Source organism: Holtiella tumoricola (genome assembly GCF_027857615.1).
Classification (GTDB): domain Bacteria; phylum Bacillota; class Clostridia; order Lachnospirales; family Cellulosilyticaceae; genus Holtiella; species Holtiella tumoricola.
The window spans coordinates 97,721-120,968 of the sequence record NZ_JAQIFT010000016.1 but is presented as its reverse complement, the minus strand read 5'-3'; the positions used below and the strand labels follow the sequence as shown (position 1 = coordinate 120,968).

19 protein-coding genes and 1 other annotated feature are annotated in these 23,248 nt (G+C 34.8%); of the genes, 13 read left to right on the top strand and 6 right to left on the bottom strand.

Annotation, left to right across the window (positions count from 1 at the left end):
- The first annotated feature begins 8 nt into the window (after positions 1-8).
- On the top strand, positions 9-347 hold the full coding sequence (locus PBV87_RS04150; RefSeq protein ID WP_053984247.1) for a hypothetical protein: 339 nt from the start codon (positions 9-11) through the stop codon (positions 345-347).
- A gap of 101 nt (positions 348-448) precedes the next feature.
- The gene (locus PBV87_RS04145) at positions 449-1,390 is read left to right on the top strand and encodes a hypothetical protein (RefSeq protein ID WP_271011248.1); all 942 of its coding nucleotides are present in this window, start codon (positions 449-451) and stop codon (positions 1,388-1,390) included.
- An 840-nt stretch (positions 1,391-2,230) separates the two neighbouring features.
- Here PBV87_RS04145 and PBV87_RS04140 read toward each other — a convergent pair.
- Positions 2,231-3,262: a phosphodiester glycosidase family protein gene (locus PBV87_RS04140; RefSeq protein ID WP_053984245.1), complete on the bottom strand. Its 1,032-nt coding sequence runs from the start codon at positions 3,260-3,262 to the stop codon at positions 2,231-2,233.
- A 147-nt stretch (positions 3,263-3,409) separates the two neighbouring features.
- Between PBV87_RS04140 and PBV87_RS04135 the strand changes: the two genes are divergently transcribed.
- The 3 genes from PBV87_RS04135 (at position 3,410) to PBV87_RS04125 (ending at position 7,047) form a co-directional block, all read left to right on the top strand.
- The gene (locus PBV87_RS04135; protein WP_271011247.1) at positions 3,410-4,432 is read left to right on the top strand and encodes a DUF2804 domain-containing protein; all 1,023 of its coding nucleotides are present in this window, start codon (positions 3,410-3,412) and stop codon (positions 4,430-4,432) included.
- 118 nt (positions 4,433-4,550) lie between these two features.
- Positions 4,551-4,967, top strand: coding sequence for a bacteriohemerythrin (locus tag PBV87_RS04130; protein WP_053984243.1), 417 nt, complete (start codon positions 4,551-4,553; stop codon positions 4,965-4,967).
- Positions 4,968-5,103: 136 nt separating this feature from the next.
- Positions 5,104-7,047 carry a DUF5107 domain-containing protein gene (locus PBV87_RS04125; RefSeq protein WP_271011246.1) on the top strand — a complete coding sequence of 648 codons (1,944 nt, stop codon included), beginning with the start codon at positions 5,104-5,106 and terminating at the stop codon, positions 7,045-7,047.
- A gap of 74 nt (positions 7,048-7,121) precedes the next feature.
- Here PBV87_RS04125 and pdaA read toward each other — a convergent pair whose 3' ends face one another.
- The gene (pdaA, locus tag PBV87_RS04120) at positions 7,122-7,886 is read right to left on the bottom strand and encodes a delta-lactam-biosynthetic de-N-acetylase (protein WP_271011245.1); all 765 of its coding nucleotides are present in this window, start codon (positions 7,884-7,886) and stop codon (positions 7,122-7,124) included.
- Positions 7,887-8,332: 446 nt separating this feature from the next.
- Here pdaA and PBV87_RS04115 point away from each other — a divergent pair, with 446 nt between their 5' ends.
- A complete protein-coding gene (locus PBV87_RS04115; protein WP_053984240.1) occupies positions 8,333-8,659 on the top strand; it encodes a hypothetical protein in 327 nt (108 codons plus the stop codon).
- A 42-nt stretch (positions 8,660-8,701) separates the two neighbouring features.
- The gene (locus PBV87_RS04110; protein WP_053984239.1) at positions 8,702-9,145 is read left to right on the top strand and encodes a metallophosphoesterase family protein; all 444 of its coding nucleotides are present in this window, start codon (positions 8,702-8,704) and stop codon (positions 9,143-9,145) included.
- A gap of 72 nt (positions 9,146-9,217) precedes the next feature.
- On the opposite strand, the gene PBV87_RS04105 is transcribed toward PBV87_RS04110, so the two are convergent.
- Together PBV87_RS04105 and PBV87_RS04100 are read right to left on the bottom strand one after the other, a co-directional pair.
- Complete coding sequence (locus PBV87_RS04105) at positions 9,218-10,867, bottom strand: hypothetical protein (protein ID WP_271011244.1); 1,650 nt, start codon at positions 10,865-10,867, stop codon at positions 9,218-9,220.
- A gap of 142 nt (positions 10,868-11,009) precedes the next feature.
- A complete protein-coding gene (locus PBV87_RS04100; RefSeq protein WP_271011243.1) occupies positions 11,010-13,622 on the bottom strand; it encodes a cation-translocating P-type ATPase in 2,613 nt (870 codons plus the stop codon).
- A gap of 373 nt (positions 13,623-13,995) precedes the next feature.
- On the opposite strand from PBV87_RS04100, the gene PBV87_RS04095 reads away from it, so the two are divergent.
- On the top strand, positions 13,996-14,652 hold the full coding sequence (locus PBV87_RS04095; protein ID WP_271011242.1) for a DUF2238 domain-containing protein: 657 nt from the start codon (positions 13,996-13,998) through the stop codon (positions 14,650-14,652).
- Between the two features lie 41 nt (positions 14,653-14,693).
- Here the strand turns inward: PBV87_RS04095 and pepT are convergent, their stop codons facing one another.
- Positions 14,694-15,926 (bottom strand): peptidase T, encoded by a 1,233-nt coding sequence (gene pepT, locus PBV87_RS04090; RefSeq protein ID WP_271011241.1) that lies wholly within the window; start codon positions 15,924-15,926, stop codon positions 14,694-14,696.
- A gap of 138 nt (positions 15,927-16,064) precedes the next feature.
- Here pepT and PBV87_RS04085 point away from each other — a divergent pair, with 138 nt between their 5' ends.
- Positions 16,065-17,969 carry an ABC-F family ATP-binding cassette domain-containing protein gene (locus tag PBV87_RS04085; protein WP_271011240.1) on the top strand — a complete coding sequence of 635 codons (1,905 nt, stop codon included), beginning with the start codon at positions 16,065-16,067 and terminating at the stop codon, positions 17,967-17,969.
- Positions 17,970-18,102: 133 nt separating this feature from the next.
- On the opposite strand, the gene PBV87_RS04080 is transcribed toward PBV87_RS04085, so the two are convergent.
- The gene (locus PBV87_RS04080; protein ID WP_271011239.1) at positions 18,103-19,455 is read right to left on the bottom strand and encodes a sodium-dependent transporter; all 1,353 of its coding nucleotides are present in this window, start codon (positions 19,453-19,455) and stop codon (positions 18,103-18,105) included.
- A 207-nt stretch (positions 19,456-19,662) separates the two neighbouring features.
- On the opposite strand from PBV87_RS04080, the gene rpsA reads away from it, so the two are divergent.
- From rpsA to PBV87_RS04060, 4 genes are all read left to right on the top strand, one after another.
- Positions 19,663-20,829 carry a 30S ribosomal protein S1 gene (gene rpsA, locus PBV87_RS04075; protein WP_053984232.1) on the top strand — a complete coding sequence of 389 codons (1,167 nt, stop codon included), beginning with the start codon at positions 19,663-19,665 and terminating at the stop codon, positions 20,827-20,829.
- A 136-nt stretch (positions 20,830-20,965) separates the two neighbouring features.
- The gene (locus tag PBV87_RS04070; protein ID WP_271011238.1) at positions 20,966-21,607 is read left to right on the top strand and encodes an HAD family hydrolase; all 642 of its coding nucleotides are present in this window, start codon (positions 20,966-20,968) and stop codon (positions 21,605-21,607) included.
- Between the two features lie 9 nt (positions 21,608-21,616).
- Positions 21,617-22,738 carry a hypothetical protein gene (locus tag PBV87_RS04065; protein WP_271011237.1) on the top strand — a complete coding sequence of 374 codons (1,122 nt, stop codon included), beginning with the start codon at positions 21,617-21,619 and terminating at the stop codon, positions 22,736-22,738.
- Between the two features lie 23 nt (positions 22,739-22,761).
- Positions 22,762-22,973, top strand: a binding site (T-box leader).
- 53 nt (positions 22,974-23,026) lie between these two features.
- Positions 23,027-23,227, top strand: a complete 201-nt coding sequence (locus PBV87_RS04060; protein ID WP_271011236.1) for a hypothetical protein — start codon at positions 23,027-23,029, stop codon at positions 23,225-23,227.
- Positions 23,228-23,248 lie beyond the last annotated feature (21 nt).

Genomic DNA, 23,248 nt, shown 5'->3' with positions numbered 1-23,248 from the left:
GAAAGAATATGTTTAAAGAATATAAAAACCAAAGTGAGACATTATTAGAATTATTAAGAGCTTATTGTCAGTGTGAAGAAGGGAAAGATAAAGCATCAAAAGAGGCACTTAGTAAGTATCTTAATGAGCAGGATATGGAATTTGTGAAATGGGTACAAGTTGTAATTCACTTAGGATGTAATCCTCAAGAAGGGACGCCAGAAGAAGTATATAGCAAGACAATGCAAGCGTTTAATCTTTTAAAAGGTTGGCGTCCACAAGAAATAGAAGTACGTAATATGATTATTAAAAATCCATTAGATCAATATTTTATAAAAGGTTTAAAAGTATTAGGTTTAAGTGAATAAAAACATTATTCGTAGTTAGATAGAGTGTTATAATAAAAATAGATTTCAGAGGTATTTCATAGAGGCACAAAGTAAATAAATCCATATAAGGAAGTGGTAGTATGAAGCAAGCTTTGAAGAAAACGGCTTTAGTAGGAACAGTGTTATTGATGTTATCTTCGATTAATACTATTCAAGCTAAAAAAGTAGAAGTGAGTGTACCTATTATTTGTGAAAAGGGAGAAAATCTCATACCTATTCGAAAGGTAGCAGAGACCTTAGGAGCAAAGTCTATAACATGGAATAAAAAGGAACATATCCTTTCTATGGAGGTAGATTATAAGCTCTCACATTTGTATCTGTCTTACCTAAATGGTTTAGAAGAAACTAATAGGGAGTATGTAGAACCCTTACCTCCACGTCTTAGAAATATGGAGTTGCCACCTTATCCGCTAAAGGGGAGAAATGGACAACAATTAGAACAAAGGCCTATTACTTTAGAACTTAAAGATGGAGATTATAGTGCGAGTTATGCAGTTTATGACTATAAAATAGCAGACAATACCTTGTATTTAGGAGAAGAATGGCTTAACACCATTTTTCTAGCGGATTCTATCAAGATTCAATCAAAGGATAAGCTTCAAGTTCAGTATTTAGATAAGAGTGAGCTTGAGGAAGAGGTAAAAACGTTAGAAGGCCTAATCAAACCAACGACAGCTGAAGAAGCTATTACCTTATGGAGTAGAGGACAACAAACTAGAAGTGGTGCTTTGCAGTATAGTGCATTAAGTGAACCACTACAAAAAAAGGTGATGGAGCAATTTTCGGGTTGGGTAACAGGTGGTTCTAGCCCATCTCTTGGAAAACTTGTCAGCCAACAAGCAGAAGTAGTAGATGAAGGGCATAAAGTCTATACACTTCAATACGATGAAATGCTTCAAGGAAAAGTAAGTGGACATATTCAGCAAAAAGTATTTGTGGAACATGTAGACCAAAATGGTAAAGGCTTTTGGCTGATTACGGGTGTAGAAGGCGACACAGGGTATTATAGCCTTATAAAATAAATATTTTATGCAGTGAAAACTTTTACTATGTGAGGAGCCCGGTCGGCACTACGTGGGTGCTCTCCCTTTCGCTTTTGCTCAAATGGACTAAGAAGGTGTAAGCTCTTATTCAGTCAGAATGTGCGAAAACTCGCTAGCGCTCAAACACTCGCACAAAATCCTTCCTTTATAATCGCTAACACATTCTAAGTCCATCCTCGAAAAAAGCTCCAGTGAGGTTACCCACGTATTACCGCCCTTTTCTACTCACGAAGGTAAGTTTTCACTTCCAGTGACACCCCGTGGTGAAGAGATCGGAGTAAATGTTTCTTCTTCGGAAGGCAAAACCTTGCAGGTATCAATGCCTTTTGCTACTGGATTAAGTAAGACACGCTTTGTAGAATTGATAGTACTTTTGATCTAAACTCGGAAATGATTAGGCACTTTCATATGAAGGATGTTTAGAAAATGGGTCATGTAGTTTTGCTATCTTTCTACCGGAAGGGTTATGATGTGATGGGCAGTAAGGTGAGTTATTGTATGGAAACTTTCTCCACAGACTTTTTAGAGAGGCTTAGAGAATGGAATCAAACTGGTTTTAGGGAAATGTCTGAAGAAAAGTGAACTTCTTTTCTGAGTTTTGACCGTTAGTTTGATGGAATGAACTTAGCCTCTCTTAAAAGTCGAGGACTAGAAGTTGGAATACAATAAACTTGCCTACATGTCCTCACACTTAACCAAATATTTATTTTATAAGCTACTAGAGAGTATTACTTCCCAAAAAATTAGGATATCAGAGGCTTTTTACTAGACTAAATAGAAAAGATGTGTAGGCATTTACTGCCGTACACATCTTTTTTGTTATTTAATAATCCATGCGTTGTTGATATAACGTTCGTGTCCTAAACTTGGTTTGTTTACATAGTCGTTGTCATAGTACATAACAGTTGAGCTACCACCATCTAACATAGCTGCATTAATGCAACCTTCTGCAAGCAAGGTATTTTGGAGAACATCTAAGTCTACACCGATACTATAGCCTGGCTGTCTACCGTCGATACAAAGGAAGAGTACTTCACCTGTAGGGCGTTGACCAATGGCTGTACGTGGAGCAATACCCCAACCTCCTGTACCTTCTTTGATTGTGGTTTCCCCGTTTACAATAAGGAAGGGTTTGAAATCTACGGCATCACGTAAGTTAGCATCTAAGGCTTCTTGTTTCGTCATTTTGCCAAGGACTAAAACATTATCTTGATTAAAGCCAATCACACTATGTTTCATATTTCCGTTAGATTGAATAAGTTGATTATCTACGATGAGGAGCCCAGCAGGTGTTCCGCCGTTTGAATCATAGTTGGGGCCATCAACAAAACCACCTGCATTAATACCTGCTCGTGCTTCATGGGTAGCAACCATTGTTTTGACCAGATCGCCACGTTCATATTGATAGCGTGTTTGTGCAAGTGTGACACGAGAAGGGTCACTGATGAGCATTAATTTACCTTTCCAAGTACTACCTGATACATCTTTAAGATAAATCCCTTCTTCAAGTTCTTTATAACCTTGAGCAAGATATGTATCTTCTAGAGGGATATCTTCATTTGAGGAATCTTCTTGCTTTGGAATTTCTACAAGATCAGTAGAGGTTTGATAACCGGAGTCATCCACTTCATTACGTTTCATAATTTCATCTATTTTATCTTGTTTAATAAAAGCTGTTGCAAGCCATTTATGATTTAAAGTTGTCATAGCCGTTGTTACCCATAAATCTTGTGTAGGGCGTACCCAACCAGACATAATTAAAATGTAAAAGCTTGCAATTCCAGTTAAAAATAGTCCTCCTAAAGTAATACATGCAGACTTAATAAATATTTTAAAAAGGCGCTTAGGCATATTTGAATCTCCTTTTTACTAGTGTTTTGATATTATATGTTTATTATCATATCACAAAAAAATGAATACTTGGTAACAGGCGTATTACAATTTTCATATGCATAAACTATTAGTGAGGAGATGATATAGGGTAAAGAGGGTGAGGTTATGCAACAACAGCTTACAACAAAAGGAAAACTTTTAAATACTAAGGGAGAATTATGTGATAGAGGATACAGCACTTCACTTATATTAGAGTATGATAGAGAAGATATTCAGGCTTCAAAGTGGAGGATTAAGGAATGGGATTATTACTTAATTACAACATCTCATTATGGCGTAGCATTAACCATTGCAGATAATAGCTACATGGGTCTTGTGAGTATTTCTCTATTAGATTTTAAAAACAAGACTTATAAGACGAAGACACATATGATTCCTTTTACTTTTGGGAAGTTAAAGTTACCTCATACATCTAAGACAGGAGATATACGTTATGTAGATCATCAGGTGGAAGTACATGTTTATACTCATAAAAAAGAAAGACGTCTGAGATGTTACATGAAAGAGTTTGAGAAAGATAAGCCTTTCGAATGTGAATTTATATTAAGTGATGAGCCTAAAGAGAGTATTGTAACGGTTACACCTTTTAAAGAGGATAAAAAAGCTTTTTATTATAATCAAAAAATAATAGGTATGTGTGCAAGAGGTTATGTAAAAGCAGGAAAGCAGTTTTTAACCTTTAGGCAAAATAATGCGAGAGCACTCTTGGATTGGGGAAGAGGTGTATGGCCTTACAAAAGTCATTGGTACTGGGGTGCTGCAATGGGAACAGTAGACAATGAAGAAATAGGCTTTAATATAGGATGTAGTTTTGGAGATACAAATGGAACCAGTGAAAACTGCTTTTTTTATAAAGGTTTGCAGTATAAGTTAGAAGCTGTTAAAGCAATCGTCCCAAAACAAGATGAAGTCGGAATACTATGGAAGTTTCATTCAAGTGATGGCAGATTCGAAATGGAATTTAAACCAATTGTCAATCGTAAAGATTATCATTCTTATGGTATTATCCTAAGTGATCAACAGCAAGTATTTGGGAAATATACAGGGAAAGTGATTTTAGATGATGGGACAGAAATAAAGGTAAGAGACTTATTAGGATTTGCTGAAAGTGTACGCAATAAGTGGTAAATGGGGAGTAATCAAGAGAAGGTTAAAGAGAAAATAACTTTAACTTTCTTTTTTATGTTCTTGATAATGGGAAAATTTGTTATATAATAGAAGGACGACATAATGAGGGAGGACTAAAATGGTTTCAACTTGGAATAATGCCTTTGAAATAGGGATTGAAACGATAGATGCACAACATAAAGAACTTTTTAGAATGCTTAGGGACTTAGAACAAATGGTTTTGACGAAGTGTTCTCAGTATGAGTATAATGATTTTGTTAAATTGATATGTGAAGTACGTGATTATTCAACATATCATTTTTATGAAGAGGAAAAAATTATGGAAGTTACAGAGTTTTTAGAGCTAGATAATCATAGAAAACAGCATATAGCTTTTAAAGAAGAAATTAATAAAATTAACTATATTCAATTAGAAAAAGAGCCTTTGCCTATTATCAATGAGCTAAAAAGCTATATAGAGCTTTGGATTATGCAACATATGCTTCTTGAAGATACTAAATTAAGAACATATACCCATAAACTAACAAAAAACTAAAATATAAAAGAATATAAAAAATAAATAAAAAGAATATAAAAAATACATAACAAAGTAAAAATAATGCATAGGTATAATGAAGGCGCTACTTTATAATAAAATAGAGTAGCCTTTAATCATTTACAAGGAGAAAACTATGCAAACAACAATAACTTTTGAGAAACAATGGATGAGAGTAAGTAAGTGGAATGAAGGGGCAACAGTACCTTTTATTTCTGGAATCAGTATTTTGCAAAATTCATTAGAAAGTCAATTAGCACCAGATGACAAGGCGAATATAGGTTATGGAAAGGTGGCGACCATTTACCCTTATACAGAGCAAAATGTGTATACAAGGCAATTGCAAGAAACAGAAGTAGAGGTTGTAAAGTTAGAAAATGATTTTATATGTGCACTTTTTATACCGAGTCTAGGAGGCAGATTGTGGTCTCTTTATGATAAAGTAGCTAAAAAAGAATTGTTGTATGTGAATGATGTCATTAGACCAAGTAATTTAGCTGTACGTAATGCATGGGTAAGTGGAGGGGTTGAGTGGAATATAGGTGTTATTGGTCACTCACCTTTTACGTGTGAACAACTTTTTGTGGGTCAATTAGAAGTGGATGGTATGCCGGTACTTCGTATGTATGAATATGAACGTATTCGTAAGGTAACTTATCAAATGGACTTCTTCCTACCTGAAGATTCTAGATATCTCATGTGCCGTATGCGTATTGTAAATCCTAATAAAGAAGTTGTACCAATGTATTGGTGGAGTAATATTGCTGTAAATGAACAAGAAAAAGGAAGACTTGTTGTAGAGGCAGAATCAGCCTATACTAATGCAGATAATGTAGTTTACAAAGTAGAAGTGCCCAAGGTAAATGGTATAGATATTACTAATCCAAAGGAAATTCCTATTTCTGTAGATTATTTCTTTGATATTGATGAAAACAAACGAAAATATATTACATACTTAAATGAAGAAGGATATGGATTAATCCAAACGTCGACAAGTAGATTAGAAGGACGTAAGCTATTTGTGTGGGGGCAAACAAGAGGAAGCCAGAGATGGCAACAGTATCTCAATGAGCAAGCAGGTCCGTATATAGAAATTCAAGCAGGCTTAGCAAAGACTCAATATGGTTGCTTACCTATGCCAGAAGAAAGTGAATGGGAATGGATAGAAGCGTATGGCCCTATGCAAGTGGATAAAGAGGCTGTACAAGGTGACTGGTATCAATTAAGAGAACTGGTAACAAGGGAGTTAGAAAGCAGATTGCCTGCTGAAATGCTAGAAAAGTGTCTATCAGAAACAAGAGAAAGTATAGCGCTAAAGCCAGCACAAGTCATCAAAGAAGGTGGAATCTTTGGTGCAGTGGAAAATAGACGAAGAGAATCTAAGGGACTAACACCATTAAGTAGTCATCTAGACTTTGGTCATATACCTGTGGACAATCAATGGATTAAACTCTTAAAAGAGGGGACTATAGGGGCTTGGCCTGAAGTACCAGGTAGCTACATGATTGATGATACCTACTATGAGTTATTGCAAGATGTAGTACAAAATAAAGATTTATTAAATGGATATGCTTGGTATCATTTAGGACTTAATCATTTAGTGAGACAAAAAATAGATGAAGCAATCGATTGTTTTAAAGAATCTTTAAGGTTAGAAGCAAATGCTTTTAATAGTCATGCATTAGCTGTAGCTTGGAACCTAAAAGGAGACCAAGCACAAACGGTAACATATAGTTTGAAAGCTATATTAAGACGTCAAGATGATATAGGCTTAGTAAAAAGTTGCATGTCACTGTTAGTGCAAAATGAAGCCTATACAGAACTTATAGAAGTGAGTGAATACTTACCAGAAGAAGTTAAGCACAATACACGTATTAGTCTATATAGAGCTTATGCTTATGCGCAGTGTAAAAACGTCAATAAGGCAAGAAGACTTATTTATAAAAACAGTTATATAGAGGTTGATGACATCAGAGAAGGGGAACTTTTTGCGGCTGTAGTATGGGATAGGATTCAAGCTTTAGAAGAGGTTCCACAGGAACTCCCATTTGAATTAGATTTTAATGCATTATTTGTTTAATAGAATATGAAAAAATAAAACATGTCTTAGATCACTTTAGTAGTGGTCTAAGACATGTTTTGTTTTAAAATAGGTTATTGGAATAATTCAAAAGTATAGCCCATGTTGTGAGCTTCATCAATCACATCACCTAAAATTTGAGTGTTGGTTTTAGAAATAGCATGTAATAGCATAATAGAACCATTATGAAGATTATTAAGAATGAGTTTCTTTGCAGTGTCAGGTGCTGGTTGCTTATTCACATCATAATCACTATAAGCAAAACTCCAGAAAATAGTTTTATAACCTAACTCTTTAGTCATGGCTAAACTTTTTTGTGAGTAATGTCCCATTGGTGGACGGAAAAGTTTAACCATAGGTTGACCGGTGATTGCTTCATATTTACTTGCCACATCACTTAGTTCAGCAGCAAATTTATCAGGGTTGCCTGCACATGATGGCATAGAAGGATGGTGATTGGAATGGTTTGCTACAATGTGTCCTTCGTCTACCATACGTTTGATAAGATCAGGATTTGTTGTTACATAAGGTGAAGTTACAAAAAAGATTGCTTTAACATTCTTTGCTTTTAGAGTATCTAAAATTTGAGGCGTATAACCTTTTTCATAACCTTCATCAAAAGTAAGATAAAGTACTTTTGATGAAGTATCTCCTACATAATAAGCATCATAATCTGTAAGTTGAAAATTGAGTTTATCATTAACACGAGGTGTAGAATGATCTTTGCTACGTACAAGCCACCAGTCAATTTTAGTATTATCTGCTTGGCTTGCAAAAACCGGGATCAGTGTTGAGATCATAAGGAGAAACGCAAGCCAAAAGATACCTCTTTTTTTCATAAGTCAAAACCTCCTAGATAACAATTTTGTCCATACGATATAGTTTGTCCAGAATCATTAAATCTATAGATTAATAAATAGGATTATAGAGATTATATAGCAATATAAATTGATTATAAAAGGAAGTAGAGACTTCTTGTAAAGTTGGCTAAAAGGAAAATAACTTTATAAAATGATAACAAAAAAGCATCAATAACTAGATAAAATGTATAGAGAATAAGTTGTAAAGGCAAAATGTATAAAAAGAAATATAGAATGTATTCATAATTACTAAAAGTGACTTTTGTGATTGGACTATATAACTGTATATATGCTCAATGTTTATTTCAGAAAATAATGCAATTTGCTAAAAAATAGCTTTACAAAATTTGGAAATAATAATACAATAATAAATGACAAAAGGGTAAATTATGAGAAGAGTTTTGAAGGGGAAAGGAGTGGTAAGTATGACAACACATATGGATGCTTACACAATTTTATATCAAGCAAAAGAACAACTTACAGACAATGACCATGTACGTCAAATGGTAGAGGAAAAGATAGGTGGAAATGCTGAAAGCTTTTTAGCACAAATGGATGAAAATAGTATGCGTGACTTGGCAGTAGCAGGGCTTGAGGCAGGGATTAAGCAAATACGTTACGAATATCCACCAAGTGTATCTAAACGCATGCAAAAGTATTATTATCAAAATAAAGAAACATTATTAGAAGCTTTTTCACATAATGTGAAAGCATGTGTGACAAAATGGGATGAAGAAGCTGTAGAAGTATGAGATAATGGTTTCAAATGACATAAAGGAGCAAAGACTCATAAGATGAAAATTGGTATTATATCAGATACTCATGGTATATTAAAAGAAGAAGTTATTCATACATTATCAACCTGTGATTATATTTTTCATGCAGGAGATGTAGGAGATCAAGAGATTCTTAGGCAACTAGAAAGTATAGCGACTACTTATGCAATTCAAGGGAATAATGATAGCGATAGTTTAGGGTTAAAAGAACGATTAGAGATTGAAATAGCAGGCTACCAATTTTATATGGTACATGACTTAAAGAGTGAAAAAATATTGCCTAAAGGATATGATTTTGTAATCAGTGGGCATTCCCATCAATTTGATTTACATTACTCGAGTAAAACTACTTGGATCAATCCAGGTGGATGTGGCAAGAGACGATTTGGATTACCACTCACAATGGTACGCTTACACCTTGAAGAACAAGTTCATATAGAACTTTTAACACTATCTAAGTAACACTTCCTAAGAAAATAACTTAACTTATATAGATTAAAGGGACTCACCAGTAATAGGTGAGTCCCTTTTGAATTATTTAATAGACAGTGCTAAGTTATCAAATTCTACAAGATCTACATTGCCTTGACCATAGTCATCGTAAAGTAGTGTAATAGAATCTCCTACTTGAGTAAGAGGAAGTTCTTTTGAAAGAGCAGAATTAGTAATGAACACATTATTTGGCATGGTATCAATAGTGAAGTAGTAGTAGGTATTACCGCTTTGAACATCTGCATTAAAGCGTGTAATAATCCCTTTTGCTTCAAGGTGTGTTGCTTGATTACCAATGTTAATTTGGTTGCCCTTTGATTTGAGAGCTTCTTGATAACTACGAAGGGCTTCTTCTTTGTTTTCTCCAAGGCCTACTAAGCTATAATCCTCAACAGAGACAAAGGAAACCATTTTAATAAGTCCTGCTTTATCTTTTAAAGACATAACATAAGTTGGCTGCCCTAAAATGTTATACATAACAGGGAAGGTAGCGGTATAACCTTTTTCTTGTACTTTACCTTCAGCTGAACGCATGGCTGCAACCTCTGTTGCACCTGGTTGTTTGTAGAGTTTAGATTCTTTTGTACGTGTATCTACAAGCATAAAGCCAATAGTAGATTCATCTGCTCCAGAAGAAGTAATTCCTGTGTACCAGTAACTTTTACCATCTTCACCATATACAAGTGACATGCCTGTTGTTGGAACGAGTACATTAGCTTCTGTAATCACAGCATTTAAGAAACCTTCTACATAGACACCCCAGTCGCGGATTTGTGAACCAATGAAACTTTCAGGTTGGATACGGTCAATCCAAGTTGGTGCATCTTCAATGCTATAAGATGCAATTTCTCCTGTTGTGGCATTAACTGTAGCAACACCTACCGCATCACTTCCACCGAAGCCAATTTTGTGGTCATAAAGTGTGACAACCCAATAAGGTATACCATTATCATCAATTTCGAAAGTGAAATCAGTAAGGCCTATATTGGTATGGCCGTTTAAGTAAACATGTCTTGCTAAATCTTGATGTAAATAAGCATCTGGTTGATAAACAATTTTAACAGGCTGTCCGTCTAATTCTTGAACAAAACGAACATCTTGTGGGTTAGTTGCAGAAACCATAATATAACCTGTTGTACCACCTAAGTTAGTAAGCCATTTAATGGTATCACGGTGCACAAGAGGTGCAACCCAGTAAAGTGAGCCGTTAACACTTTGAATATGGAACTCGCCAAGTTTTGAAATACTACCAAGAGCAGGTACTTCACCGATTTTTTTATCCCCAAGACGAATAGCTGTCTCACGGTCTACAAGGCGAATATCTGCTACGCTGACAGGGCTAATGTCAGAAGTAAACTGACTTTCTTGTACAGTACCTAAAAGTTCACGATATTTACTAGAGTGAAGAAAAGGTGCTGAAAGGATGAAAGGCGCCGCAACGGTTACAATGATGGCAAGTATACCAATACCAAAGAAGAGTTTGGCGAGCTTAGGTACATTGAAGAGAGAGTGATCACCTTCAACTGTAATTAAACTTGGTCCTTTTAAAGAGAAGAAGCCGAGCAATAATGCGATACCTGCTACAAACACATAAAGTGATGTAAAACGAGGATTAAAGACAGGTAATTCAACGTAAATGTACGCAAGTGCACCTACTAAAACAAGTAGGTATCCCCATAATTTTCTTTTCATCTAAGATCTCCTTTCAATTTGAGGTCTAAAGTTATTATATCAAAAATATATAAACTAATTATGTAATAATAAATAAAAGAGCCTCTAGACTTAGGCAGTGCCAAAGTTTAGAGGCTCCTATATAATGAAGGTTATTTTTTTGCTATTTATTTTTCATAACCATTTCACGGATAAATTTATAAACTTGAATGATTAAGGTTGGCATAAATGCTAAACCATAAATGGTGAAGACTTGATTCATTGTAAGTGGTGCAATAACAAATAAATCTTTAACACCTGGTATAAAGAGTACAGCATTTAAAAGTAAGAAACCAAGCACAAAAGCACCTACGCTATATCTATTAGAGAATAGTCCAAGATGAACAATTGACTTTTTACCACGACAGTTAAAACCGTGGAATAAACGACCAAGACATAAGGTTGCAAAAGCCATTGTACTTGCATGAGCTGGTGTTACTTCTAATCCTATATAATAAGCAATCATTGTAAAGATACCAATGATACTACCTTCTACAAGGATACGCATTAAGAAGTCTTTAGATAAAATAGAAGCTTTAGGATCACGAGGTTTTTGTCTTAATAAATCATCATTAGCAGGTTCCATACCAATTGCAATAGCAGGTAAGCTATCTGTTACTAAGTTGATGAAGAGTAAGTGAACAGGTGCAAATGGCATTGGAAGTGCCATTAAAGAGGTATATAAAACAGCTAATATACCAGAGGTGTTACCAGAAAGTAAGAACTTAATAGCGTTCTTGATATTTGTATACACATTACGTCCATTTGTAATGGCTTTAACAATGGTTGCAAAGTTATCATCAGTTAAAATCATAGCAGCAGCATCTTTTGAAACTTCAGTACCTGTAATACCCATGGCAATACCGATATCAGCCTTTTTAAGAGCTGGTGCATCATTTACACCATCACCGGTCATAGCAACAATCTTACCTTTTCTTTGCCATGCATCAACGATACGAATTTTATTTTCTGGTGAAACACGTGCATAGACTGCAATATGCTCAAGTTGCTCATCAAGTTCAGTGTCTGTCATCTTATCAAGCGTTTGACCTTCGATTGCTTTATCATCTGGTGCAAGGATACCGATTTCTTTAGCAATAGCAGAAGCTGTTACACGATGGTCGCCTGTAATCATAATAGGTTTGATACCAGCAAGGCGTGCATCTGCTACAGCAGCTTTAGATTCTTCACGAGGTGGGTCAATCATAGAAATGAGACCGAGGAAAATATAATTGCTTTCATCTTCTAATGCAAGTTCTTTCTGAGCATCTAAAACTTTGTAAGAAAATGCTAGGACACGTAGACCGTTTTCAGAAAGGAATTGATTTGCAGCAGTAATCTTATCCATATCTTCTTCTGTAATCAGACGAATGCCTGAAGCAGTAGCGATATGTGTTGTACGTCCAAGGAGAACATCTACTGCACCTTTTGTAAACATAAGATATTGTTCATCAATATGATGGAGTGTTGTCATTAATTTTCTATCGGAGTCAAAAGGTAATTCACTAAGACGAGGATATTCATTTCTAAGTGAAATTTCACTAAGTCCTAGACGACCACCTAAATTAACAAGGGCAACTTCTGTTGGATCACCAATTTCTTGCCCACCTTGATTGGTAGAGTCATTAGCCAAAATAGCATTTTGGAGAAGAATACGTCCAAGGCCTTTTGTATAATCTAGAGATTCACCATCTACAAGTGCGTGGTCAAGATATACTTTTTTAGTAGTCATTTTGTTTTGCGTTAATGTACCTGTTTTGTCAGAACAAATAATAGAAATACTTCCTAAGCTTTCAACTGCTTTAAGTTCTTTCATGATGGCATTTTGTTTAGCCATCTTTTGAGTGCCTAAAGCAAGTACAATAGTTACAATAGAACTTAAAGCTTCAGGAATAGCAGCAACAGCAAGTGCAACAGCAAACATTAAAGAATCAAGTACTGGCACTTTTCTATAAATACTGAGTGCAAATACACCTGCACAGATAATAAGAATGATAAAAGCAAGTTTTTTACTAAAGTCATCAAGGTTTGCTTGAAGAGGTGTTTTCTTTTGTTGTGTTTGGTTCATTAAAGTAGCAATTTTACCAATTTCAGTTTGCATACCCGTAGCAGTAACAAGGATGATTCCACGTCCATAAGTAACAAGAGAGCCAGAGAAAACCATATTCACTTGGTCACCAAGTGCAAGTTCATCTTTTTCTACAGCATCAGTGATTTTAGAAACACTTTCAGATTCACCTGTTAGTGAGCTTTCATTTACCTGTAGAGAATAACTTTCAAGTACACGACCATCAGCAACAATCAAATCTCCTGCTTCTAAAAATAGAATATCACCTGGAACAATTTCACTTGAAGCAAGTTCCATTTTAGAGCCATTACGGATGACCTTTGCAGTAGGCGCTGAAAGGGCTTTTAAGCTACTCAGAGATTTTTCAGCTTTAAAGTGTTGGACTGTACCTAAGATCGCATTTAAGATAATAACTGCAAAAATAACAATTGTACTTTCCACATTACCAGAGAGCATTGAGATAATAGCGGCAGCAATTAAAATGATAACAAGTAAATCTTTGAATTGTTCAAGAAATACGATAATACCACTTTTCTTTTTGCCCTCTGAAAGAGCATTGGGGCCGTAGGTTTCAAGTTGCTTTTGTGCCTGGTTTGTTGAAAGTCCTTCTAAAGAAACATTAAATTCATCGAGTACTTTAGAAGTTGGTTGGTTAAAATACTTATTCATAATTTCCCTCCTATGAGTGTTTAATCTATGAAAAAAGGTACAGTAATAAAAAAAGACCTTTAATATAATCTCCAGTTAGTATCACCTGAAAATCATATTAAAAGTCTTGTAACCATGAGATGGTATATATCACCAGATTGCAAGCAATCGCGATTGTTGATGATATATTTTAACTACTCCCTTTTAACATTTTATAAAATCCAAAAATGAATTTTATAAATAATATATAATATTTAGTTAAGATGATTATAGTTACAAATAAAGTTTTTGTCAATGATAATTTTAAAGTTTTATTTAAAATAGTGATGAATAAATAGAAAGATTTAATTCATAAGATAAGAATAAATAGAATAGAAAGCATAGGTAGAACAATATGTGGTTTATTTATAGTATACGTATTTTGCTTATCTTAAATTTAGTTGTCCTAGGACTTATAGGACAGTGGTTGAATATGGTTATTATTACTTCGGTCATTGCTATTACCTTTATACCAGAAGTATTAAATAAAGTATTTCATATACAACTGACGAAATTTATGAGGAACTTTCTTGTGATCTTCTCCATGTTAGCGCAGTGGGGAGGGACCTATTTAAGAGCGTATGATTATATAAGTTGGTGGGATATTTTCTTACATGGCCTCTCAGCAGTATTGGTAGTTATTGCTGGTGTAGTCCTTTTAAGACTTATAGATCCAGAATTTATATTGTTTGAGAAAAGACAGTATAAGGTCATTGGCTGGTTCCTATTTATGACTGTATCTGCAAGTGCAGTCTTTTGGGAAATCTGCGAATTTGTTGGAGATACCTTCTTTGGGACAAATGCTCAGCTGGGAAGTTTAGTAGATACCATGGAAGATATGATTATATGTGTTGTTATAGGGGCAATTTTTGTACCTATAGTAGCTTGGTCTATTAAATATGAAAAGGATAACTTGATTATGCGCCAGCTTAAAGCCTTTCAAGCACTTAATACAAGTCAAGAAGTTGGTGAAAGATGTAGTGTGCTAATAATAGATTCTAAAGAAGAATAAAAAAGAGTGCGCCATAAACTTTATGCGCACTCTTTTTAAAATTAATTTTCGGTACTAACTTTTACGATTTCTAAGATTACTTTATAAGCAGCAATGAGTTCACTTGCGACTACAAATTCATAGCGGCCGTGTCCGTTATAAGTACCTGTAAAGAAGTTAGGTGTAGGAAGTCCCATGAAGGAAAGTCTTGCACCATCTGTACCACCACGAATAGGATCTGTATTTGGTGTAATACCTAGGTTTTGGAAAGCTTTTGTAGCAAGTTCCATAACGTGTGGATGTTGGTCAATAATTTCACTCATATTGTAATAGCTATCTGTGAGTGTAAGGGTAAAGCTACCTTCACCATAACGTGCGTTCATTGTAGCAACAACTTCACTCATTTTTTGTTTACGTTGTTCAAAGATTTCTTTACTGTGGTCACGGATAATATAATCCATGGTTGTAAGATCTACAGAACCTGCTAAATCATGAAGGAGGTAGAAGCCTTCAAAGAGCTCTGTCTTTTCAGGTACTTCATCGGCAGGAAGTAAGCTATGAAGTTCATAGGCCATAAGTAAACTATTTTTCATCTTATCTTTAGCAGCTCCAGGATGAACACTTACACCTTGTACAACAATATGACAAGAAGCAGCATTGAAAGTTTGAGATTGTAGCTCAGGCGCACCACTACCATCTACAGTGTACGCAAAGTCACAACCAAATTTAGCTACGTCAAAGTGATCAGCACCATGACCAACTTCTTCATCAGGTGTAAAGCCGATACGGATTTTGCCATGAGGAAGCTCAGGATGATTTATAAGGTGCTCGCAAGCTGTTAAAATAGCGGCAATTCCTGCTTTATCATCTCCACCTAAAAGGGTTGTACCATCTGTTGTAATAAGTGTTTCACCTATTTTTTCATTTAAGACTGGAAACTGAGTAGGAGAAAGTTTAATATTTTCTTTTTCATTAAGAAGGATATCGCCACCTTGATAATTCTCTACTACTTGAGGTTTTACACCTTTTCCTGTAAAGTCTGGTGCTGTATCCATATGCGCAATAAAGCCAATAGTAGGAAGGACCTTGTTTGTATTAGCAGGTAATGTAGCCATAACATAGCCGTACTCATCTAAAGTGACTTCTGTTAAACCAATTTTTTCACATTCTGCTTTAAGCTGTTTAGCAAATTCGATTTGTGTAGTTGTGCTTGGAAAGGTTGTACTACGAGAATCAGAAGTTGTATCAACTTTTACGTAGTCTAAAAAACGTTTAATGACAGGTTCGTTTACCATATTTTAATCCCAGCTTTCTTTAGTAATATAATTAAATCCAATTAAGAAAAGTATATCACATATTACAAAAACAATGCAAAACAAGTGGAATATGCTATAATAGGGATATCATTTTAAGAAGTGAGAGCGAGGAAAAATATGATTTTATTAGCAGCAACGGATATACGTAAAGTCTATGGAGAAAAAGTTATTTTCAATCAATTATCCTTAAGTATCCATAGTGAAGATAAAATTGGTTTAATTGGGATTAATGGGACAGGTAAATCCAGTCTCCTTAAAATATTAGCAGGATTTGAAACAGCAGATGGAGGAGATCTTGTAACTTCTAATGAGTTGATGATAGAGTATCTTCCTCAAAATCCATACTTTGAAGAAGATGCCACAGTGATTGAACAAATCTTTAAAGGGACATCTAGATTTATGCAAGTCCTTAAAAATTATGAAGAAACATCTGTAGCTTTAGAAAAAGATCCGGATAACACAAAGCTTCAAGAAAAGCTCCTTAGTTTAACAACTGAGATGGATGCAGTAGATGCATGGCAGGCAGAAAGTGAAGCTAAAGCAATCTTAACTAAACTTGGTATTACAGATTTCAATCAAAAGGTTGGCAACTTATCAGGGGGGCAAAAGAAGCGTATAGCTCTAGCGGGTGCTCTTATTCGTCCTTGTAATTTACTTATTATGGACGAGCCGACGAACCATTTAGATAATGATACCATCGATTATTTAGAAGAAATTTTAAAAAATAAAAAATGTGCAGTGCTTATGGTAACACATGATCGTTACTTCTTAGATCGTGTAACCAATAAAATTGCAGAGTTAGAAGATGGTAAACTTTACACTTATGATGGGAACTATGGAAAGTACCTAGAAATCAGTGCAGAACGTGCCATCATGCAGCAACGTTTAGAAGAAAAGCAAAAAACCCTTTATAAGCAAGAACTAGAATGGATGCGTAAAGGGGTAGAAGCACGTCGTACAAAGCAAAAAGCGAGACAAGATCGTTTCCACGAACTTAAAGACAATATGCAGTTTAAGCAGGCAGATAAAATGGATATTGGCCTTGCGACTTCTAGACTTGGGAAAAAAGTCATTGAGATGGAAAATGTATCTAAAGCCTTTGGAGATCGTATACTGATTCGTGATTTCACTTATAACTTCATTAAAGGTGAGCGTATTGGAATTATTGGGAATAATGGTCTTGGTAAGTCTACGTTACTCAATCTGATTACAGGTGAGCTGACTCCTGATAGTGGTGTGATTGAAATCGGTGAAACGGTACGCATTGGTTACTATAGTCAAGAGAGTAAAGACATGGATGATAGCATGCGTGTTATAGATTATGTCAAAGAACGTGGAGAGTACGTACGTTCTGAAGATGGAAGCTTAGTATCTGCAAGTAAGATGCTTGAAAGATTCTTATTCCCTTCTCATATGCAATATACACCGATTGGTAAACTTTCAGGGGGAGAGAGAAGACGTCTTTATCTACTGGGTGTACTTATGAACGATGTGAATGTTCTCTTGCTGGATGAGCCAACTAATGACTTAGATATTCAAACCCTTCAGATCTTAGAAGATTATATTGAGCACTTTAATGGGCCTGTGATTGCAGTATCTCATGATAGATACTTCTTGGATCGTATTTCTGATAAACTTTTTGTATTTGAAGGAAATGGAGTGATTCGTGATAGTGTTGGTGGCTACTCAGATTATATTGCTTATCGTAAAGAAGAAGTAAAAGAAGCCAATTCGTCTATACAAGAATCTAAAGCAAAAGCAGATACATGGAAGAAAAATACTCAAACAAAACTTAAAATGAGTTACAATGAGAAAAAAGAATTTGAATCTATAGATAGTGATATTGAAAATCTAGAGTTAAAGCTTGAAGCATTAGAAGCAGAAATGGTGAAAGAAGCAAGTAACTATAGTAGATTAGGTGAGCTTATGGCCGAAAAGGAAAATGTAGAACTTGCATTAGAAGAAAAAATGGCACGCTGGGAATACCTAAATGAGCTGGATGAGAAAATTAAAAATCAATAAGCGCTACTAAAGATTATTTATATAGATTTAAAGGTGTTAACAATAAAAAGACTACTTACTAGTTATGAGAAACACTCATAACTTATGTAAGTAGTCTTTTTTTGCTATAGTCTACCTTATCTGGTAGAGGCTTTTATAAAGAAGTGATAATAAGTACGACGATCATAGGTGGGATAACCCATTTAAGAAGACCGAAGAAGAATGGACCTTCTGCGCTAGATTTGTAAACACCATCACTTGTAAGTTCGTTTTCCATTTTGATATATTTCCAGAACCATGTTGCAACAATTGCAGTAAGTGCGCCTGTAAGAGGAATAGTAATATTATTAGTAATGTAATCAAGAAGTCCGAAGATTGACATACCACCTACAGTGAAGCTTGACCATGGACCTTCACCTAAAATATTAATAATACATCCAAGAAGTACAGCAGCTACAACAACTAAAGTTGCTTTATGACGATTAAGATGTGCTTTTTCCATAAGGCATGTAATAATGATTTCGAAGATTGAAATCATAGAAGTAATAGATGCTACAATAACAAGTAGGAAGAAAAGTGCCCCGAACCATCTACCACCTGGCATTTGATAGAATACTTGTGGTAAAGCTTTGAAAATAAGAGATGGACCAGCTGCTGGAGAACCACCATATGTAAATACTGCTGGGAAGATTAATAACCCAGAGAAAAGTGCAATAATTGTATCTGCAATAACAACTTGACGAGATACGGCACGGATATTTTCTGACTTAGGAATATAGCTTCCGTAAGTTGCTAAGAGTCCCATACCTAAACTAAGTGAGAAGAATGCTTGACCAATAGCAGAAATAACTGTTTTTGGTGTAAGTTCACTAAAGTCAGGTTTGAATAAGAATGTTACAGCTTCTTTGAAACCATCTAAAGTCATTGAATAAAGGATAAGTCCAATAAAGATGACAAAAAGGACAGGCATAAGAATTTTTGAGTATTTTTCTACACCATCTTTGATTCCTGAGAAGTTAATGAATCCTGTAGCAAGAATAGCTACAACTGCACCTAAGATTGGCCAGATAATGTTTTGATTCATTGTGGCGAAGACCATATCAAAGTGGTCAGCTACGTTCATCCCTACTTGAACATCGTAAAGTCCACCTGTGAGTGAAAGGAAGAAGTAATAAATTACCCATCCTGCAATCATTGCATAGAAAGTTGCTACTAAGAATACTGTCCCCACAGCTAAGTAGCCTACAATATTAAATTTTTTGTTGTTTGTTACTTTAGAAAATGCATCTATCGCATTACTTCTTGCATTACGACCTATTGCAAATTCTGTATAGATAAGAGGATATCCCATCAGGATGGTTGCTAAAAGATAGACAACAATAAAGGCACCTCCGCCATTTTCACCGGCCATATATGGGAATTTCCATATGTTTCCTAACCCGATTGCCGACCCCGCGGCTGCTGCTATAATCCCTAATTTACTTGAGAAAGAATCTCTTTCATTCACAATCTCCACCTTCTTTCTTTTGTTCAGTTTGTTTACTTTTGTAAAGTTATTATGTGAATTAGGTATGATTATACAGAAAGATGTATTAGAGCACAATTTAAAATGCTATTTTTAGAATAGCAAGTTTATTTTGAATAAATTTCGGACTATATTTTTGTTTGTAAAATGTGTATAATAAGAAAAGATGGTAAAAAGGAGGATTTAAAGATGGATGAAAACAACTTAACAATGGCAGACTTTATGGATGAAATTGATAAATCAATGGTACGCATTCGTAAAGGCGATATTAAAGAAGCAACAGTTGTATCTGTTGAAGATGCTGGAATTATAACGAACATAGGTACACATGCAGATGCAATCGTATCTTGGAATGAATATAGTTATGAAGAAGTAAATAAAGAAGATGTACAAGTTGGTGACAAATTCGATGTACTTGTTTTAAATACAGATGATGGTGACGGCAATATTATTGTTTCTAAAAGACGTGCAGAGTCTGAAGTAGCTCTTGAAAACATTGAAGAGCTTTACAAAACTCATGCACATTTTACTGTAAAGGTAAAAGAAGTTGTTAAAGGCGGGGTAATTGCTATACTTCAAGGTATGCGTGCATTCATTCCAGGTTCTCAACTTACTGATACTTATGTAGAAGACTTGGCACAATTTGTAGGTCAACAAGTTGAAGTTGAAATTATCGAATTTAATGCTAAGAATAAAAAAATCGTTCTTTCAGGAAAAGAAATTGCAAAAGCAAAAACTGCAGAGCTTAAAAAAGAACGTTTTAATAGTATTGTTGAAGGTGAAAAATACACAGGTACAGTTACAAAACTTATGCCTTATGGTGCATTTGTAAATATTGGTGGTGTAGAAGGGCTTGTACATAATACAGACCTTTCTTGGACACGTATCAAACATCCTTCAGATGTAGTGAAAGAAGGAGACAAACTTCAAGTAACAGTGATTAGTATTGATCATGAAAAAGGAAAAATTGCACTTCGCGCAAAAGATGTTGCAATGGATCCATGGTACCTTGAAACAGCTAACCTTGAAAAAGGACAAATTGTAAAAGGTAAAGTTGTAAAAATGATGAGCTTTGGTGCTTTTGTTTCATTAAGTGATAATGTAGAAGGTCTTGTACACATTTCTCAGATTACAGAAAAACGTATTTCTAAACCAGAAGAAGCATTAGAAATCGGACAAGAAGTAAAAGTTAAAATTATTCAACTTGATAAAACAAACAAAAAAATTGGCTTAAGCATGACAGAAGTTGAAGAAGAAGTTGATCCATCTATGATGGCATACATGCAAGAAGATGAAGAGTCTATTTCAACAATGGGTGATGTTCTTGGAAATGCCTTCAAAGATTTATTTAAATAATAAAGAGTAAAAGTGGGGGTTGTTGATAAACAGCCCCTTTTTGAGTCTTATAGTAAAGAGAGTTACTTTTTTTATGGAGTCATGGTAAACTAGTTGTAGTTTTTATAGGAATGGATACATAAAAGGAGATGACAAAATGCTTGATAATATAAAATTAGTTATATTTGATATAGATGGTACACTACTTGATTCAGTATGTTTTAACACATTTAATATGAATCGTACTTTAGAAAAAATGGGGTATGATTACCGTGTAACAGAAGAGATTATAAGAAATAACTTAGGTGGTACGGCCGAAGACTTCTACAAGGCTGTTCTAGATGAAAGTTGTTATAGTGATTGGGAAATCATACGTGCTGAAAATAGAGCACATATTAGAGAAGCTATGGCAGAATATGGTCATGTTTTTCCTGGAGTGATAGAGACTTTTAAGACACTTTATGAAGAAGGTTTTATATTAGTGCTTTATAGTAATTGCTCAAGACTTTATTTAGAAGGTGCGCTAGAGGTGACAGGGGTTAAGCCTTATGTAGATTATACGGAATGTGTGAAAGACAATGGACTTGAAAAACCAGAACTTATCAAAAAAATATTAGGGTTGTATAAAGGTTTAAATGCACTTATTGTAGGGGATCGTATTCACGATATGGAGGCCGCGAAGATCAATGATATACCTTATGTAGCCGCACTCTATGGCTTTGGAAAACATGAAATAGAGCATGCTACATATAAAGTTGAAGCAATAAGTGAACTGATTCCATTATTAATAGAAAAGTAGGGTTGAAGAATGAAATGGTTCCAAAAACTTTTTAATTCATCAAAAATCAAAAAAGAACCTTTTCATGTAAAATATGAAAAGTCAGGAGCAGTTGGTCTAATGGAAGAACTGGATCAGACTGCTACAAAAAAGGAACGCCTGCAACAACATATGAATCGTCTGTTGGCAAAGGCGGAAGAACTTAAGGTATATGAACAGTTAGATGAACAAGACCGCAATCAATTGGTTCTTTATGTGGGGCAATATCGCAGTATAGAAGAACAAAAACAACATTTAAAAGGTAGACTCATTAAAAATAATCAAGGACTTAGACGACTTGAAGCCTATGAAGAAGAACTGCCTTATCTTGTAAAAGAAGTGAATGAGACAGAACGTAAGGTAAAAGAGAATGAAAGAGATATCTTTTATTTAGAAGAAGAGAAGGAAGAACTTAAAGAAGAAAGAGAAGCTTTGTTGCAAGGTTATAGCTTTTTAAAAGGTGCAAGCGTTTTCTTTATGTTACTTATGATTTTTATGTTATTTGCAGGTTTTGCCATGTTACAAATGCTAAGAGATAAAATATGGGTTTATCTTTCTGGTGTAAGTATTATTCTTGTATTTGTTCTTTTTGCTATTCTCTTTGCAAAAGAGAAATTAGAAACAGGTCTTAGAAATAATGCTAAATTACAGCAAAAAGCCGTTAAGTATTTAAATAAGGCAAAAATCCGTTATTTTAATAACTACTCCTATCTACAATACCAATTTGATAAATTAGGTGTAGATAGTGCAGCTAAACTTGAAATGTATTATAATCGCTATCTTAAAAATAAAAATAACGAAGTGGAATATAATAAATTTAATCGTGCATTGATGCAAATAGAGTTATCTATTAAGGAAATATTTGAAGGTAAAGCGCTTAATTATGAAGATGAGTTTGATCATTTAGAAGAGTGGATAATGGCACCGAAAAAGGCTGAAGCTTATGGACAGGTAGAAGAAGAAAAGAAAAAAGTATTACTTCAGATAGAAGCGTTAGAGGCTTATGAAGCAGAGCTGTGGAAAGAACTTTTTGTGTTGAAAGAAGATCCACAGTATGCGAAAAATATCGAAGAATATATCAGCCTACTTGACAAAGAAAAGCAAGATGCATAAAATGTTAGTAATATCATATCGAAATACATGCAATGAAGAAGAGGAGTATAATAGCCCCTGCGTTTAGAGAGAGAAACTTATAAGCTGAAAGGTTTCTTACGATAAGACTATTAGAAGGTAGCTTTGGAGCACTACTTTTGAAATTTAGTAGAAGGTAGCGGGTAGGCCCGTTATAGCATAAAGAGCCAGTGATAGCTGGAATTAAGGTGGTACCGCGAGCATTTTCGTCCTTAGGAGGAGAATGCTCTTTTTTATTGCCTTTTTGTATTTCGAAAGAGGGGTGGTTTTGTGCAAGCTGTTGGATTTGTATTATTTGTAATAGGCATCATGCTGGTCTTCGCGGCAAAGCGTATTGTGCTTGCCAAAGTCAAACTTGAAAAGCAGGATCAAGAAGAGATGGAAATGCTTGCCCAAGGTGGCGTCATTGCTGTCAAAGTGGCAGGTTTTATTGTTGCTTTAGTTGGTATTTTGTTTTTAATAATCCGTTAAGTAAAAGGTAAAATGACTCAT